The sequence below is a fragment of the Devosia sp. T2-14 genome (assembly GCF_055397495.1).
Genome location: NZ_AP027921.1, coordinates 2,171,595 through 2,186,428 on the forward strand (window position 1 = coordinate 2,171,595; position 14,834 = coordinate 2,186,428).

Annotated in this window: 17 protein-coding genes; 8 read left to right on the forward strand and 9 right to left on the reverse strand. The window is 64.3% G+C overall.

Annotated elements, in window-relative coordinates; genetic code table 11:
• Positions 1-4: 4 nt before the first annotated feature.
• The 3 genes from ACZ5WT_RS10675 (at position 5) to ACZ5WT_RS10685 (ending at position 4,133) form a co-directional block, all read left to right on the forward strand.
• Positions 5-2,287 (forward strand): putative PEP-binding protein, encoded by a 2,283-nt coding sequence (locus ACZ5WT_RS10675; protein ID WP_464283770.1) that lies wholly within the window; start codon positions 5-7, stop codon positions 2,285-2,287.
• Between the two features lie 71 nt (positions 2,288-2,358).
• Positions 2,359-2,916 (forward strand): hypothetical protein, encoded by a 558-nt coding sequence (locus tag ACZ5WT_RS10680; protein ID WP_464283771.1) that lies wholly within the window; start codon positions 2,359-2,361, stop codon positions 2,914-2,916.
• A 188-nt stretch (positions 2,917-3,104) separates the two neighbouring features.
• Positions 3,105-4,133: a cell wall hydrolase gene (locus ACZ5WT_RS10685; RefSeq protein WP_464283772.1), complete on the forward strand. Its 1,029-nt coding sequence runs from the start codon at positions 3,105-3,107 to the stop codon at positions 4,131-4,133.
• Positions 4,134-4,166: 33 nt separating this feature from the next.
• Here the strand turns inward: ACZ5WT_RS10685 and ACZ5WT_RS10690 are convergent, their stop codons facing one another.
• The 3 genes from ACZ5WT_RS10690 to ygfZ form a co-directional block, all read right to left on the reverse strand.
• Positions 4,167-4,595 (reverse strand): hypothetical protein, encoded by a 429-nt coding sequence (locus tag ACZ5WT_RS10690; RefSeq protein ID WP_464283773.1) that lies wholly within the window; start codon positions 4,593-4,595, stop codon positions 4,167-4,169.
• A 112-nt stretch (positions 4,596-4,707) separates the two neighbouring features.
• Positions 4,708-5,310 carry a YfbR-like 5'-deoxynucleotidase gene (locus ACZ5WT_RS10695; protein WP_464283774.1) on the reverse strand — a complete coding sequence of 201 codons (603 nt, stop codon included), beginning with the start codon at positions 5,308-5,310 and terminating at the stop codon, positions 4,708-4,710.
• A 323-nt stretch (positions 5,311-5,633) separates the two neighbouring features.
• Positions 5,634-6,464: a CAF17-like 4Fe-4S cluster assembly/insertion protein YgfZ gene (gene ygfZ / locus ACZ5WT_RS10700; RefSeq protein WP_464283775.1), complete on the reverse strand. Its 831-nt coding sequence runs from the start codon at positions 6,462-6,464 to the stop codon at positions 5,634-5,636.
• 78 nt (positions 6,465-6,542) lie between these two features.
• Here ygfZ and ACZ5WT_RS10705 point away from each other — a divergent pair, with 78 nt between their 5' ends.
• Positions 6,543-7,868: a dihydroorotase gene (locus ACZ5WT_RS10705; protein WP_464283776.1), complete on the forward strand. Its 1,326-nt coding sequence runs from the start codon at positions 6,543-6,545 to the stop codon at positions 7,866-7,868.
• Between the two features lie 6 nt (positions 7,869-7,874).
• On the opposite strand, the gene ACZ5WT_RS10710 is transcribed toward ACZ5WT_RS10705, so the two are convergent.
• Positions 7,875-8,408: a DUF1269 domain-containing protein gene (locus ACZ5WT_RS10710; protein ID WP_464283777.1), complete on the reverse strand. Its 534-nt coding sequence runs from the start codon at positions 8,406-8,408 to the stop codon at positions 7,875-7,877.
• Positions 8,409-8,666: 258 nt separating this feature from the next.
• Here ACZ5WT_RS10710 and ACZ5WT_RS10715 point away from each other — a divergent pair, with 258 nt between their 5' ends.
• Complete coding sequence (locus ACZ5WT_RS10715) at positions 8,667-8,987, forward strand: DUF983 domain-containing protein (protein ID WP_464283778.1); 321 nt, start codon at positions 8,667-8,669, stop codon at positions 8,985-8,987.
• 3 nt (positions 8,988-8,990) lie between these two features.
• Here the strand turns inward: ACZ5WT_RS10715 and ACZ5WT_RS10720 are convergent, their stop codons facing one another.
• The 3 genes from ACZ5WT_RS10720 to ACZ5WT_RS10730 all read right to left on the reverse strand — a co-directional run bounded on the left by ACZ5WT_RS10720 (position 8,991) and on the right by ACZ5WT_RS10730 (position 10,175).
• The gene (locus ACZ5WT_RS10720) at positions 8,991-9,269 is read right to left on the reverse strand and encodes a hypothetical protein (RefSeq protein ID WP_464283779.1); all 279 of its coding nucleotides are present in this window, start codon (positions 9,267-9,269) and stop codon (positions 8,991-8,993) included.
• A gap of 102 nt (positions 9,270-9,371) precedes the next feature.
• Positions 9,372-9,740 (reverse strand): TIGR02301 family protein, encoded by a 369-nt coding sequence (locus ACZ5WT_RS10725; protein WP_464283780.1) that lies wholly within the window; start codon positions 9,738-9,740, stop codon positions 9,372-9,374.
• 33 nt (positions 9,741-9,773) lie between these two features.
• Positions 9,774-10,175 carry an NUDIX hydrolase gene (locus ACZ5WT_RS10730; RefSeq protein ID WP_464283781.1) on the reverse strand — a complete coding sequence of 134 codons (402 nt, stop codon included), beginning with the start codon at positions 10,173-10,175 and terminating at the stop codon, positions 9,774-9,776.
• 68 nt (positions 10,176-10,243) lie between these two features.
• Between ACZ5WT_RS10730 and ACZ5WT_RS10735 the strand changes: the two genes are divergently transcribed.
• Positions 10,244-10,969: an SOS response-associated peptidase gene (locus ACZ5WT_RS10735; protein WP_464283782.1), complete on the forward strand. Its 726-nt coding sequence runs from the start codon at positions 10,244-10,246 to the stop codon at positions 10,967-10,969.
• Between the two features lie 62 nt (positions 10,970-11,031).
• Here ACZ5WT_RS10735 and ACZ5WT_RS10740 read toward each other — a convergent pair whose 3' ends face one another.
• Both ACZ5WT_RS10740 and ACZ5WT_RS10745 read right to left on the reverse strand, forming a co-directional pair.
• Positions 11,032-11,589 (reverse strand): hemerythrin domain-containing protein, encoded by a 558-nt coding sequence (locus tag ACZ5WT_RS10740; protein ID WP_464283783.1) that lies wholly within the window; start codon positions 11,587-11,589, stop codon positions 11,032-11,034.
• Between the two features lie 86 nt (positions 11,590-11,675).
• Positions 11,676-13,091 carry an FAD-binding oxidoreductase gene (locus tag ACZ5WT_RS10745; protein WP_464283784.1) on the reverse strand — a complete coding sequence of 472 codons (1,416 nt, stop codon included), beginning with the start codon at positions 13,089-13,091 and terminating at the stop codon, positions 11,676-11,678.
• A 100-nt stretch (positions 13,092-13,191) separates the two neighbouring features.
• Between ACZ5WT_RS10745 and fabI the strand changes: the two genes are divergently transcribed.
• Both fabI and ACZ5WT_RS10755 read left to right on the forward strand, forming a co-directional pair.
• On the forward strand, positions 13,192-13,998 hold the full coding sequence (fabI, locus tag ACZ5WT_RS10750) for an enoyl-ACP reductase FabI (protein ID WP_464283785.1): 807 nt from the start codon (positions 13,192-13,194) through the stop codon (positions 13,996-13,998).
• Positions 13,999-14,057: 59 nt separating this feature from the next.
• Positions 14,058-14,669 (forward strand): histidine phosphatase family protein, encoded by a 612-nt coding sequence (locus ACZ5WT_RS10755; protein ID WP_464283786.1) that lies wholly within the window; start codon positions 14,058-14,060, stop codon positions 14,667-14,669.
• Positions 14,670-14,834: the final 165 nt, after the last annotated feature.

A 14,834-nucleotide genomic window follows, 5' to 3' on the forward strand; every position in this document is an offset into this window, starting at 1 on the left:
AGCAGTGAGTTTGGCCCAGGAAATGTTCGCGATTGCCCCGGCGCTGGGGAAAGCGAACCTGTCAGCCAGCCAGCTCAAGCTGCTGAGCGGCAAGGCACGCTGGATTTTCCGCGTCGGCGAAACCGGGTTCCCCACCATTCCGACCATCGCGCTGACGCGGGCGGCTTGGGAAGCGCTGCAGAGCGAGCGCGGCCAGCGCGACACGCGGCTGCGCACCCATTGGGTGGCTTGCCTGTTCAAGCTGGTGGGCAAGGATGGCAAGCCCCCGGTGCTGGTGGTGCGCACTTCCGCGGCGATGCACAATGGCGGATTGATGCCAGCCAAGGTGGGCATTGCGGCCCCGGCCAATCCCGAAGACTCCGTCGATCCCACGCGCCCCCTCGCCAAGGCGATCAAATCGGCCTTCGACAGCTATGGCTTTGGCCAGGGCTGGACCGGCCGCGCCGACGATGACCGCGGCCGCCAGATTGTGCTGGTGCAGGCCGCTGCCGATGGCGAGATCGAACAGTTCCTGACCCGCAATGCGGTGACCGGGGCGCTGGGGCCGGCACCGGTAAATGGGTCGCCCCTGCCGCGCATGTCGGAATCCATCGATGCGCTGGTCAACCTGCTGGACGCCAAGGCGGGCCGGCACATGAATTGTCTCGTCGCCATCAAGCGCGGGCAGGTGCAGTTCCTCTCGGCCCGGCCAGTGCAGGTGACCGCGGGCGCCGAGCTGGAAGCGGCGGTCGATCGCGTGAACCGCAAGGTATGGACCACACAGAATGCGGTGAGCCGCGTCGATCCGACCCGGCTGACGCAATTGCTGCATCCACGCCTCAAATCGGTGGATGGCGCTGCCCCCATCGCCACGGGCCTGGGCGTTTCGCCCGGTGCGGCCAGCGGCGTCATCGTCTTCAATGCCGACGACGCGGCGCGGCTGCGGGCGCGCGGCCGCCACTGCATCCTCGTGGTCAACGAAACCGGCCCGGCCGATATCGAGGGCATGCGCGCGGCCACCGGCATCCTGACGGCGCGCGGCGGCATGTCGAGCCATGCCGGGGTGATCGCCCGCATCACCGGCAAGCCCTGCGTGGCCGGGGTACGCACGCTGTCGGTCGATGCCGGGGAAATGACCTGCCGCATCGGCGGGCGCGAATTCCGTGCCGGTGACCGGCTGACCATCGATGGCAGCGACGGGCAGGTCTATGCCGGCAACCTGCCGCTGAGCCAGCCCCATATCGGTGGCGCTATCGGCAAGCTGCTCGGCTGGTCCGATGCCAGCCGCACCATTGCCGTGCGCGCCAATGCCGAAACCACCGAATCCGCCTCGACGGCGCTGAGCTTTGGTGCCGAGGGCATCGGGCTGGCGCGCTCCGAGCACATGTTCTTTTCGCCCGAGCGCATGGTGGCGCTGCGCCGCGTCATCCTCAGCGAGGACGAGGAAGACCGCAATCGCGCCGTCAACGGGCTGGTGGACTACCAGACCGGCGACTATTCGGCGCTGTTCTCGGCGATGAACGGCATGCCGGTGACGGTGCGGCTGTTCGATCCGCCGTTGCATGAATTCCTGCCGCGCACCGATGAAGAGATCGAGGAAACGGCTGCCTCGCTGGGGCTGGCGGTGCGGGCGCTGCGCCTGCATCTCGACCGGGTTGCCGAGATCAATCCCATGCTGGGCCATCGGGGCGTGCGGCTGGCCATCACCTATCCCGAACTGCTGCAGATGCAGGTTCAGGCCCTGATGGCCGGAGCGCGGGTGGCCAGCGAGAAGCAGAGCGAGCCGGTATCCATCGAAGTCATGGTGCCCTTCGTTTCCACGGCCAGCGAAGTGGCCTTCGTGCGGGAGCGCGTCTATTCGGTGGCCAACAATTCAGGGCTGCTGGCCACTAACCGGGTGAAGTTCTCGTTCGGCACCATGCTCGAGCTGCCGCGCGCCTGCCTGCGGGCGGGCGATATCGCCCAGATGGTGGATTTCATCTCGTTCGGCACCAACGACCTGACCCAGACCACATTCGGCATTTCGCGCGACGATGCGCCCACCTTCCTTGCCGCCTATCAGCGCAAGGGCATCTATGAGCGCGACCCCTTCGTGACCATCGACGAAAAGGGCGTGGGCGAGCTGATCGCCATTGCCATTCAGCGGGGCAGGGCAGCCAATCCCAAGCTCAAGATTGGCGTCTGCGGTGAGCATGCCGGCGATCCGGCGTCGCTGCGCTTCTTTTCGGGCCTTGGCATCGACTATGTCAGCTGCTCACCCTATCGTGTGCCCGTCGCCCGGCTGACGCTGGCGCAGGCATCTGCTTAAATAGCCGGAAATGATCCCTATATCAGGGGCGATGTCGGGATTACCGACGCAAGGGATGGGACGTTACCGACGTGAAATTATTGCCGGTTCTGGCGCTGCTGCCGCTGCTGACGTTTTCCGCCGCTCCGGCCATGGCCCAGACCATCGGGTCCCAATGCACCACCATCGCCGCCGATGCGGAGCGCCTGGCGTGCTTTGATGCGGCCTTTGCCGCGCCAGCGGTTCCCGAGGGAACGGCGCAGGTCGTGCTGCAGTCGGAACAGCTCATCCCCGCGCGCCCAACGGGGCGCCAGCCGGCGACCATCACCGTGGCCTGCGACAATGGAGTGCTCAGCATTGCCTTCGGCTTTGCCGGGAACCTGATATCGGCGCTGGGACGCGATGTGGGGCTCACGACACAGTCGGACCTGCAAGCGGCACGCAGCCGGACGCTGCTCGTCAATCCCGACAATACGGCGGTGATGATTTCCAATACCCGCGACGCCGTTGCGTTTCTCGATGGGCTGGCGGGAACCACCAACCTCACCGTGCGGGTGACGCCAGTGACCTCGCGCTCCCTCTCGGTGCGCTACCGGGTGAGCGACATCGCCGACCAGGTCGCGCCAGTGCGGGCGGCCTGCGGGGTTTAGTCCGCTTTCGCCTGCGGCAAATCCGCCAGTCATAGTTTGGCCGAATCGACGCCATGGTTAATCCATTGCGTCGCCCCAAAGCTTGTTTACGCGCTGCTAACCCTAATCAGACATCATTAGTTCTGTCGGCATTTTAGCGTCACGTTCGCCGATCAGTAGTTTTGTTGCGTAGCGTTGAGTAACGAGTAATGGCTTCTTTCCCCCGGCCGGCGCCCCCGCGCCCGGCACGAGCGGTCCGCCGTCGCCATCCCTTCACCAGGTTGCTGGTCGTCGGGATTTTTTGTGGCCTGTCCTATGGCGGGCTCACCAGCGGCGCCTTCGGTCCGGCCGATGGGCTGGACGGCATTGCCTCGTCCGACGCCAACCTCGTTACTGCCAGCATCTCCTATTCCGGTGTTGATCCCGTGCTGACCGGCTCGGTCGATCACCTGTTCAATACGGCCAGCTTTACCGGCCCCAACCGCGCGCAGAAGACCGATCGCCTGCGCCCGAAGGTCGACGTGGTTGCCGTTTCGCAGACCTTCGATGAAGTGCGCACCCGTATTGCGTCGCTGCGCGCCGAGGCCAACAAGCCCGTAGCCATCCAGTTTGCCAGCACGGCAAGCGGCGATGTGGAGCCCGGCACCGCCGTGGCTTCGGTCAGCCCGGCAGCCGCCGCGGCGCTCGACGCCATTGCCGGCATTGCCCCATCCTCTGCACCGGCGGCGCTGCCGATGCCCGCCATTGCCTCGACGCAGCTGGCCTATGCCCGCGCAACCGCCCCCGTCACCGGCGGCTATGCGTCCGGTGAAGTGATCGCAGCATCGGAAAAGGAACTCTGGTGCCTGGCGACGGCCATCTATTTCGAAGCGCGCGGCGAAAGCTATCGCGGGCAGGTGGCCGTGGCGCAGGTCGTCGGCAACCGCGTCAAGGATCATCGCTATCCCGACACGATGTGCGGCGTGGTGTTCCAGAACCAGAGCCGGCGCAATGCCTGCCAGTTCTCGTTTGCCTGCGACGGCATTCCCGAAGTCATCAATGACAAGGAATCCTGGGCACAGGCCGAGGATATCGCCAAGCGCTATGCCAGCGGCGAGCTCTACCTGACCGAAGTGGGCGACGCGACCCACTACCACGCGACCTATGTGAGCCCGCCCTGGGCCCCCCGCATGACCAAGGTCACCCAGATCGGCCTGCATGTCTTCTACAAGTTCAAGCGCGGGTGGCTTTTCGGCTGATGCCGAAAAGCCGGGCTCTTAAGCTAACGCAGATCAGCGCTTGCTGGCGCTGTAGTAGGTGAACGAGTCGCCGATGCGCGTGCTGAAGGCCGTCCAGTGGCCGTTGCTCCAATAGGAGAAACGGTCATCGCGGCGCTGCTCGCCCACGGTGATGCCGGGGTAACGCACGGTCTTTGAGAACATGGCATCGGTCGAATAGGTGCCCGAGGCCGTGGTGGTGATGGTCACGTAGCTGACCCTGCCGCCCTCGATCTTCTTGACGATCGAGATGGCCTGCGGATCGGTGTCGATCCAATCCTCGTAAGCCACGTCATAATCGCGGCCCTCATAGCGCACCAGACTCGACGGATCGACGCCGTCGGGGCGTCCCATCTCGTCGGCAAAGGCGAAGGCGGCGAAGGCCGACAGGCCAAGCGCGCCCAGCGTCACACCCGTAACCAGATGGCGATTTAGCAAGTACATGGCATTCTGTCCCGAAATGAAGCGGCTGCCGCAACTTCTTAACGGTTCAGAAACCATACTGCGCAATCGGGCGCAAAGTTCATCTTTTGTTAGGGTTAATCACCCGAACGGCCTAGACGAGAATCGCCTCGAAAGCCTCGACGAAACGGTCATGCGCTTCCCGTGTCGGCCAGGGCCGGATGAGACGGTCGAAGGCATCGACGTCAAAGGCGGGCAGGCTGGGTTCGCCGAAGAGCTTGCGGGCCTCGGCATCTTCAAACCCGGCCAGGTGGATGGCCTCGAAGAACGCCGCTTCGCGATCGGCCTTCTTGACCTGCTTGGCCAGGGCGGCGGTCATGTTCGCGGGGAGCGAAAAGCGCAGGTAAATCGCTGACAGCAGACGATTTTCGACGTCCTTGTAATTCCCGCCCATCGCCGCCTTGAAGGGCGAGATAATGTCGCCCATCACATATTCGGGCGCGTCATGGAGCAGGGCCTGCGCCTGCGACTTGCCATCGCAGTCAGGGTTGGAGGCGCGATAAAGCTCGAGCACCAGCACCGAATGCTGGGCAACCGAAAACGGATAATCACCCTCGGTCTGGCCATTCCAGCGCGCCACGCGCGCCAGGCCATGGGCGATATCGGAAAGCTCCACGTCCATCGGCGAGGGATCGAGAATATCGAGGCGGCGGCCGGACAACATGCGTTGCCAGGCGCGTGCACTGGTGCGTGCCATTTGGTTCCAGAGTGCTAGCGGACTGTTATGGTTAACTTTAACCAATCAAGCCACGATTCGACAGCGCCGATGCCAGGGGGTTGAGGCTTTCGGGTAGGCGGGCCGAGGACTTGTACCAAGCCCTCGTGGTTCGAGGCTCGCGAAGGGCTCGCGCCTCACCATGAGGTCTACTGGTTGAACGGCGTGGGGGGCGGCGATGGGCCCCACGCGCGGTGTCATCCCGGCGAAGGCCGGGATCCATGTCCGTGGGCTGCCGCCACATCCAGCTTTGGGGTGGTTCACCGCATGGATTCCGGCCTTCGCCGGAATGACCCGGTGGTAGCTCAGTCTTCGGGGCTGGTTTCGCCGAACTGATAGGTGGCCCAGCTGGGGAGGGTGAGGGTGGCGGGGTGGCCATCGATGGTGATGGCGGAGAGGTCGGTGATGCGGTCGAGGCGCAGGATGGCGACGGCCTTGCCATCGGCCACCTGGCCGATGCTGCCAGCGTCGCGCGTGCCCGAGACGACGGGGGTGCCAGGGGCGGCGGCGATGTCGGAGACGATGACCGGGCGGCGGCGGGCCGTGCCGCGGTGCTTCATGCGGCTGACCACTTCCTGGCCGACATAGCAGCCTTTGACGAAGTCGATGCCATCGAGAATGTCGAGGCCGATATCATGCGCAAAGGTGTCGTTGGCGGGGAAGTCGGCGCCCTGTTCCAGAATGCCAGCAGCAATGCGGGCGGCCAGGAATGGGGTGGCGTCAGTTGACCAGCCGGACGTGGCCTCGACCGGCGCAATGATGCGGTGGCCCAGGCTCACGCTGCCGCGCTGGTCGGGGTGGCTGATGGCCCCGGAGACGGGCGCGGTGCTGTAGCCGACGCGATGGGTTTCGCGCAGGTCATCGATCACCACCTGTGCGCGCAGGCGGTACATTTTCATGCGCTTGAAGAAATCGTCGGCGACAGACTGATGCGCGTCGACCCAGAGTGCATCTTCGGCCCAGCCGGCTGTGCCCTCGGCCAGAATCTTGCCCTGCGGCGACAAAAGCGCCCACCAGGCAGTGGTTTCGGCGGGGCCGGAAGGAATGTGGCCGGTCAGGACGTCATTGAGCAGTTTATGCGCGTCATGGCCCGAGAAACGGAAGACGACACGGTCAGCGCGCAGGTGAATGGTCATGATCTCTTGCTTCCCGGACAGGGCGTCCGCTAAACCGGCCCGAGAAACGGAAGACGGCACGGACAGGCGGGACCAGACATGGCGCAGTACGACACGATTTTCAAGAACGCGACAGTGGTGAACCATGATGGCGAAGGGCTCGCCGACATCGCCGTCCGCAATGGGCGAATCGTGGCGCTGGGCCAGATCGATGGATCGGCCGACAATGTGGTGGACTGCACCGGGCTGCATATCCTGCCCGGCGTGATCGACACGCAGGTGCATTTCCGCGAGCCGGGCCTGACGCACAAGGAAGACCTTGAATCGGGCTCGCTGTCGGCGGTGATGGGCGGGGTGACCGGGGTGTTCGAAATGCCCAACACCAACCCGCTGACCACCAGCCGCGAGACCTTCGAGGCCAAGATTGCCGCCGGCACCAACCGCATGCACTGCGACTTCGCCTTCTACATCGGCGGCACGCATGAGAATGTCGGGCAGCTGGCGGAACTGGAAAAGCTGCCGGGCTGCGCCGGGATCAAGGTGTTCATGGGCTCATCCACCGGCTCGCTGCTGGTGCAGGACGACGCCGGGGTGGAAGCCATTCTGCGCGCCATTTCACGCCGCGCCGCCTTCCACTCGGAAGACGAATACATGCTTGAGGAGCGCAAGCACCTGCGGGTGCCGGGCGACCCCAGCAGCCACCCGGTCTGGCGCTCGCCGGAAGTCGCCATGAGCTGCACGACGCGGCTGGTGAACATTGCCCGCAAGACCGGCAAGCGTATCCATGTGCTGCATATCTCGACCAAGGAAGAGATCGTCTACCTCGCCGACCACAAGGACGTGGCTTCGGTGGAAGTGACGCCGCACCACCTGACGCTCGATGAGACCGCTTACACCAAGCTGGGCACCTATGCGCAGATGAACCCGCCGGTGCGCGACAAGGCGCATCGCGAAGGCATCTGGAAGGGTGTCGCCAATGGCGTCGCCGATATCCTGGGGTCCGATCACGCGCCGCATACGCGTGAGGAAAAGGATCATCCCTATCCCGCGAGCCATTCGGGCATGACGGGCGTGCAGACGTTGGTGCCGACCATGCTGGACCATGTGAATGCCGGTAAGCTGAGCTTGCAGCGCTTTGTCGACATGACCAGCCACGGCCCCAACCGCCTGTTTGGCATTGCCAACAAGGGCCGCATCGCGGTCGGCTATGACGCCGACCTGACCATCGTCGACATGAAGCGTCGCGAAACGATCACCAATGACTGGGTGAAGTCGCGCGCCGGCTGGACGCCCTATGACGGTGTTACGGTGACCGGCTGGCCGGTCGGCACGATCGTGCGCGGGAATACGGTGATGTGGCAGGGCGAACTGGTGACGTCTTCTGTCGGGCAGCCCATGCGGTTCCTGGAAGCCCTGCCACACTGATCGCGATCAGGCGGCCGCGTTGGCGTTGCCCAGCTTGGCGATTTCGGCTTGCAGCTTTTCCTCGTCACTGGGGGAGAGCGACGAGCGGATGATGCGGCCGCCGCCAATGCCCTCTAGCTCGGCGATGACCTTTTCTGGCTGCGCCTTGCGCACCAGCAGGAACAGCGCCGAGGTATTGGGCTGAATCGACGCCGCGATCTCCTTGATCATGTTATCGTCGATGCCGTAGTCCGAGAGCTTGCCGGCCAGGGCGCCCGTGCCGGCGCCGATGGCACCGCCCAGCGCAAAACCGGCCAGCGGATTGAGGAACAACAGGCCAATCAGCCCGCCGAACAGGGCGCCCGACAGGCCAGATGACGCGGCCCCGATCCCCACCATGTTGACGCTCTGCTTGATATCGACCTTGCCATCGGCTTCCCGCGTGGCGATGACGGCATCTTCCAGGTCGACCAGGTATTCGCGCTGCAGTTTTCGCAGACGGGCGAGGGCCTCATCGGCTTTTCCGCGCTGGTCAAAGGCGACTACGACAAATTCGGACATGACGGTTCCTTCCTGAATTCCGCGCGGCCGATTGCCGAGCAGTGCCCTGTTAACGGGGCAGGGCCCGATCGGTTTCAGTGGGGAAGGCGGAGGATAGGGCAGGCGCTGGCGGAGCCCGCGACAATCCGCCGATCGGGCGGTCTGACGACAAGGAGTGCGGCGCACCATATAGTGGTGGTCGTCACCGTTGGAGCTCTCGCCATGTCGACTGAGCCGCTGCAAGAACCGTCTGTCTGGGGCGCTATTGGACGGGGTGTAATGGGGCGATGTCCGCGCTGCGGCAAAGGCAAGCTGTTCCACGGTTTCCTGACGCAGGTGGATGCCTGCGACACCTGCGGTGAGCCCATGGCCCGCTATAATGTCGGGCTGTTCCTGCCGCTCATCGTCATCACCATCGCCATCCACATCCTGGCCTTCATCATGCTCGATATCGAGCTGAATGGCGGGGCGAGCCCAGGCACTTATCTGATGGTGCTGGTGCCGGCGGCGATCATCCTGCCACTGGCGCTGATGCGGCCGACCAAGGGGGCGATCATCGGATTTTTGTGGTCAAGCAAGACCAGCGACGAGCAGGGCTGAGCCCTACTGCAGCACGCGATCGAGATTGTATTCGCCCGAGCGGATGCGGTCGGGCAGCAGCGCGACCAGATCGGCGGTGGCCTCGTCGCCATGCATCTTGACGAAGGTGGCGAGCGCGGCAAACAGCGAGGCATGCGCCAGGGCGGCATTGTGCACGCCGTCTTCCTCGGCCACGTTCCAGGCCTCGGCCAGGTATTCAAGCGCAAGCTGGCGCTCGCCCTGATCGCGGTCAAGGACGCTATGCCCGGCGGTGGACGCAAAGGTGATTTTGCTCGAAGTCATGTCGCTGGAGTTAGCACGGGAACGGGGAGGCAGGCGCGCAGGAAGTAACCCGAAGGTTAACGAGGCGTGCGCGATTGTACTAAGTCAGCGGCCGCCCAGCGGCTACTCGGCAAAGCGCGTATGTATTTCCCTTGTTATGCTCTCGCCCTCGACCAGCAGCCGCATCAGCGCTTCGCGCGCGGCAGGCGTGCAGGCGCGGTGCAGGCGCGCATAGGCCTCGTAACCGACATTGAACGCCCCAGCCAGGCGCTGTCGGCGATCCTCGTCGGGTTCATCGAGCGTGATCAGCTCGCTCATCTGCTCGCGCCAGTCTTCCACCCCGGCATCGCAGAGCGGCTGCAGGAAATAGAGGCTTCCCATGACCTCGGCGAGCCGCTCCATCTGGCGCTGATAGGGCGGGTCGATGGCGAAGGCGGGCCCTGTCACGAGGGCCAGCGAGACGGCGATGGCGGCGAGTCGAAGCTGTTTCAAATTGGCGGTCCGCAGCGATTGCCCTGTTGTCTATCAGCTTTGCGCGAGAACTGCGAAGGCCCTCGCAAGCACGTCATCGAGGCGGCTGGTGGTGCGCAGGGCGATGAGGGCGGATGGGGCCATCCATTTGTGATCGGCGACCTCATCGGAGGCGCGCAGGATGCCGCTGAAATCGCGGGTGACGAATATGGCGAGCTGGAACGTGCTGTCGCGGCCGAGCGATTGCACCATGACCGGGCGCGGATTGCGGATGGTGAGGCCAACCTCCTCCGAAATCTCGCGTATGGCGCATTGCTCGATGGTCTCGCCGGGCTCGATGCGCCCGCCGGGCAGCGTCCACAAATGCTGATAGGGCGCATAGGCGCGCTTGATCAGGAGGACCTTACCCTCGCGGACAATGGCGACGCTGGCAGCATTGGGAGTTTCAACAGTCACGGTGGGCTCATTTGCGATTCGTACCCGCAGAGACTACCTCTAACGCGGCTGATTCAGGAGGCAGGAACATGTGTGGACGCTACGCTTCGACGCTCCCGCCCGAAATGATGGTGGAGCTGTTCAAGCTGCTCAACTCCATCGAGGTGGTGCCGCGCTACAATATTGCGCCCACCCAGCCGATTGCCGCCATCTGGGAAGCCCATGGCCGCCGCGAAGGGCATTTCGCGCGCTGGGGCCTGGTGCCGGGCTGGGTCAAGGATCCGCGCGAGTTCCCGCTTCTGGTCAATGCTCGGGTCGAAACCATGGCCGAGAAGCCGGCCTTCCGCGATGCGCTCAAGCATGGGCGCTGCATCGTGCCGGCCAGCGGCTATTACGAGTGGCACACCAATCCTGACAAATCCAAGCAGCCCTATTACATCACCCGCCAGGACGATCGGCCGCTGGCACTGGCGGGGCTCTATGCGACGTGGATGGGCCCCAATGGCGAGGAAATCGACAGCGTGGCGACGATCACGGTGCCGACCAATGACCAGCTGGCGCCGATCCATCACCGCATGCCCGCCATCCTTGATGAGAAAGCCATCGACGACTGGCTGAACGTGCGCGAGGTGCGGGCAGCCGAGGCGCTGCAGCTGGCCCTGCCGCTGGCCGACGGGGAATTGAAGTTTCATCCGGTGTCGACGCGGGTGAACTCGGCGCGGGACGATGATCCCGGCTTGATCGAGCCGGCCGCGGTTGAGAAGCCGGAACCGCGCCGGAAGAAGGTCGCCGGGGGGCAGATGGATCTGTTTTAGGTGCCACGGCCTTGTGGTTCGAGGTGCATACGGCTCGCGCCTCGAACCACAAGGGTCTGCCCCTACATGATCTCGAAATAGCCCAGGGCGTCGCCGATAGCGTCTTCTTCGTATCCGAGGTGGGAAAGCAGGACGCGTTCGAGGGCTTCGTAGATGGTGCGGGCGGTGGTGAAGTTGTCGGGGCCGGGATCGCGGGCGAGGGCGTTGAGCGCGTCGACCAGCCGGACCAGTAGTTCATGCACCACGACATGCTCTGCCTGCAGGCGCTCGGCGATCTTACGGAAGCCTTCGCCCTGCTGGGCCAGTGCCGGGAAGAGATGGTAGTCCTCGATGGAATGGTGCGTGTTGACCACCTGGCAATACTGCCCGCACAGGTTCCCGAAGCGCCGGTAATTGGCGATCATTGCCAGGTCCCCGGTTTCGGCGGCGACCTGTTCGGGAGTCATGGTGCCGGCATTGGCGCGCTCGATGAGCGCGGCCAGCGTCTTCATGTTGCGGCGCAGATTGTCGTGGATGTCCCTGAGGTGCTGGCCGGGCGCGCGCTGCGCTTCGGTCAGTCCCTCGAGCTTGATGACGGGCGGACGGGTTTCGTCGTCGAGAAAGCCGATATCGAGCAGCATGAGCAAACCTGGTGCCGGAATGAATGATTGACCCCGAGATGGGGCCAACCGGCCAGGCGATCAAGTAGGCACACGGAGGTGCGCGTCTAGCCCAGCATCTTGCCGGGGTTGAGTATGCCGAGCGGGTCGAGGGCTGATTTGATGGTGCGCATCAGGTCGAGTGCCACTGGGTCCTTCACCTGTTTGAGCAGGTCGACCTTGAGCTGGCCGATGCCATGCTCGGCCGATACCGAACCGCCAAGGCGCAGCACGATCTCGTAGATTGCCTCGTGCACCAGCTCGTCTGAGGCGGCCATGAAGGCCTTGGGATCGGCGCCCACCGGCTGGCTGAAATTGAAGTGAATATTGCCATCGCCCATATGCCCGAACGGCACCGGACGAATACCGGGCACGAGGCGCCGCGCGGCGGCGCTGCCCTCAGCGATGAGCTGCGGCACCGCAGCAATCGGCACGGAAACGTCGTGCTTGATCGAGGCGCCTTCCTTGGACTGGACCTCGCTCATCTGCTCGCGGAAGGCCCACATGCGGGTGCGGTCGGAGAGGGATTCGGCAAAGACGGCGTTGTCGATGAGGCTGTCGGCAAAGGCGGCCTCGATGGCCGACATCAGCGCGCCCGGCGCGCCGCCCTTCATGCGCGAGACTTCGATCAGCGCATACCAGGGGGAGGGACCGGCGGTGGGGTCGCGGTCGAGCATGCCGTGGCGCAGCTGCATGTCGAGGCCCAGCACCGGGATGATCTCGAAGGCATTAAGGCGGCTGCCGATGCGCTCGCGCAATGACAGGAACAGGGTCAGCGCGGCTTCGGGGCCGGAAATGCTTACCAGGACCGTTTCGAAATCTTCGGGCTTCGGGAAGATCTTGAGCGTGGCGGCCGTGATGATGCCCAGCGTGCCCTCGGCGCCGACGAGGAGATCCTTGAGATCGTAGCCGGTATTGTCCTTCTTGAGGGCATTGAGGCCGCGATAGAGACGTCCATCGGCCATCACGGCCTCGACGCCCATGGTCAGTTCGCGGGCGTTGCCATAGGCCAAAACGTTGACGCCGCCAGCGTTGGACGAGAGCAACCCGCCAATGCGGGCGGATCCTTCCGAGGCGAGCCAGAGCGGGAAGATGCTGCCTTCGGCTTCGGCGGCTTTGTGCGCGTTTTCGAGAATGACGCCCGCTTCGGCCGTCATGGCTCCGGCAGCGACATCAATGGAACGGATGCGGTCGAGTTTGCTCAGGCTGACAATGACCTCGTCGCCGCGCAGGGGTACCTGTGCACCCACCAGCCCCGTATTGCCGCCCTGCGGAATGAGGCCGACCCGATGCTCGCCAGCCCAGCGCACGATGGCCTGCACCTGCTCGACCGACTGGGGCAGGGTGACGGCGGCGGCAGGCTGGTGGAAGCGCTTGCGGGGCTCCTTGAGGAAGCCCGCCATGCGGTCGCTGTCGCCCACCACGGCATTGGCGCCCACAAGCGCGGTAAGCTGGGAGACAACCTGGGCGGAAGAAAGCGGCATGGCTAAACCAATGTTGGCGGATAGCAGGGCGGCGAACTTGCCCCGGTGGGGCCCCATGTGCCACAACCGGCGCAACGACTCCAAGAAGGGAATACAGAGAATGGCCACAGGATTGATGGCAGGCAAGCGCGGCTTGATCATGGGTCTCGCCAACAACCGCTCGATCGCCTGGGGCATTGCCAAGCAGCTGCACGAGCAGGGCGCTGAACTGGCATTCTCCTATCAGGGCGAAGCGCTGAAGCGCCGCGTCGAGCCGCTGGCCGCCGAAGTGGGCTCGGACTTCCTCGTTGAGTGCGACGTTTCTGACGAAGCGGCGATGGACGAGACCTTCCGCCAGATCAAGGAAAAGTGGGGCTCGCTCGATTTCGTCGTGCACGCCATCGGCTTCTCCAACAAGGATGAGCTCGAAGGCCGCTACCTCGACACCAGCCGCGACAACTTCGCGCTGACCATGGATATCTCGGTCTATTCGTTTACCGCCGTCGCCAAGCGCGCCGAAGCGCTGATGAATCCGGGCGGCTCGCTGCTGACGCTGACCTATTATGGCGCGGTGAAGTATGTGCCGAACTATAACGTGATGGGCGTTGCCAAGGCGGCTCTGGAAGCCTCCGTGCGCTACCTTGCCGTTGACCTGGGCAAGGCCGGCATCCGCGTCAACGCCATCTCGGCCGGCGCGATCAAGACGCTCGCCGCCTCGGGCATTTCGGGCCTGCGCGACATGCTGCACTGGCAGGAAGCCAATTCGGCCCTGCGCAAGAATGTCTCCATCGACGACGTCGGTGGCGCGGCGACCTATCTGCTGAGCGATCTGGCATCTGGCGTTACTGGTGAAATCCACTACGTTGATGCTGGTTTCAACGTCGTCGGCATGAAGCTGCTCGATGACGCGCCAGAGGCGAGCGAATAGTCGCTCGCCCTCCACTCTAGCCTTGTAGGACGCGTCGGCTAGCGACGCGGGAACTTGCCATGACAGCCCTGGTTTGGCCGGAGATTTACTTCGTCCGGCATGGTGAAACGCCCTGGAATGCCGAACGCCGCTATCAGGGGCGCAAGGACATTCCGCTCAACGAAAAGGGACGCGGGCAAGCCAACCAGAATGGGCACACGCTCGCCGCGCTGTTCGCAGCGCGCGAGCTCGACCCCAATGCGTTCGAGTGGCACGCTTCGCCCCTGGGCCGGACCCGCGAGACCATGGACCGGGTGCGCGCCGGATTTTCCACGCACCTGCCCGACGTTCAGTATGACGTGCGGCTGATGGAAATCTCGTTCGGCGTGCTGGAAGGCGAACTGTTCGAGCAGCTGCCGGCCAATATGGCTATCGCGCCGGGCGAACGCACCGAGGACTATTGGGACTACCGCCCGGAAAACGGCGAGAACTACCGTGACGTGGAAGCGCGTCTCGCCGAATTCGCCCATGTGCTCAAGGGCCCATCGGTAGTGGTGGCGCATGGCGGCATCGCCCGCACGCTGCGCGTACTGATCGAGCATGCGCCCATCGTCGAAGTGATCAACTGGGCGCCCCCGCAGGACGCCATCATGCACTTCACGCCCGGCCGGATGGAGCTGCTGCGCGGGTAGACCGCCGGGAATCGGTCCCCTCGAGAGGCCCGCGGATCAAGTCCGCGGGCAGCGGCGGTGAGTGTGGCGGGTGTGGTGCGATGGCGGCGACCGCACGGGGCACCCACCCAAGCCGTCAGTCCAATTGACCTAAGCCACCGTGGCTCCTAGAACGTGCGCAACCAT

Coding starts and splice junctions, on each gene's coding strand:
- ACZ5WT_RS10685 (WP_464283772.1), top strand. CDS start 3,105: ATGGCTTCTTTCCCCCGGCCGGCGCCCCCGCGCCCGGCACGAGCGGTC.
- ACZ5WT_RS10690 (WP_464283773.1), bottom strand. CDS start 4,595: ATGTACTTGCTAAATCGCCATCTGGTTACGGGTGTGACGCTGGGCGCG.
- ACZ5WT_RS10695 (WP_464283774.1), bottom strand. CDS start 5,310: ATGGCACGCACCAGTGCACGCGCCTGGCAACGCATGTTGTCCGGCCGC.
- ygfZ (WP_464283775.1), bottom strand. CDS start 6,464: ATGACCATTCACCTGCGCGCTGACCGTGTCGTCTTCCGTTTCTCGGGC.
- ACZ5WT_RS10705 (WP_464283776.1), top strand. CDS start 6,543: ATGGCGCAGTACGACACGATTTTCAAGAACGCGACAGTGGTGAACCAT.
- ACZ5WT_RS10710 (WP_464283777.1), bottom strand. CDS start 8,408: ATGTCCGAATTTGTCGTAGTCGCCTTTGACCAGCGCGGAAAAGCCGAT.
- ACZ5WT_RS10715 (WP_464283778.1), top strand. CDS start 8,667: ATGGGGCGATGTCCGCGCTGCGGCAAAGGCAAGCTGTTCCACGGTTTC.
- ACZ5WT_RS10720 (WP_464283779.1), bottom strand. CDS start 9,269: ATGACTTCGAGCAAAATCACCTTTGCGTCCACCGCCGGGCATAGCGTC.
- ACZ5WT_RS10735 (WP_464283782.1), top strand. CDS start 10,244: ATGTGTGGACGCTACGCTTCGACGCTCCCGCCCGAAATGATGGTGGAG.
- ACZ5WT_RS10740 (WP_464283783.1), bottom strand. CDS start 11,589: ATGCTGCTCGATATCGGCTTTCTCGACGACGAAACCCGTCCGCCCGTC.
- ACZ5WT_RS10745 (WP_464283784.1), bottom strand. CDS start 13,091: ATGCCGCTTTCTTCCGCCCAGGTTGTCTCCCAGCTTACCGCGCTTGTG.
- fabI (WP_464283785.1), top strand. CDS start 13,192: ATGGCCACAGGATTGATGGCAGGCAAGCGCGGCTTGATCATGGGTCTC.
- ACZ5WT_RS10755 (WP_464283786.1), top strand. CDS start 14,058: ATGACAGCCCTGGTTTGGCCGGAGATTTACTTCGTCCGGCATGGTGAA.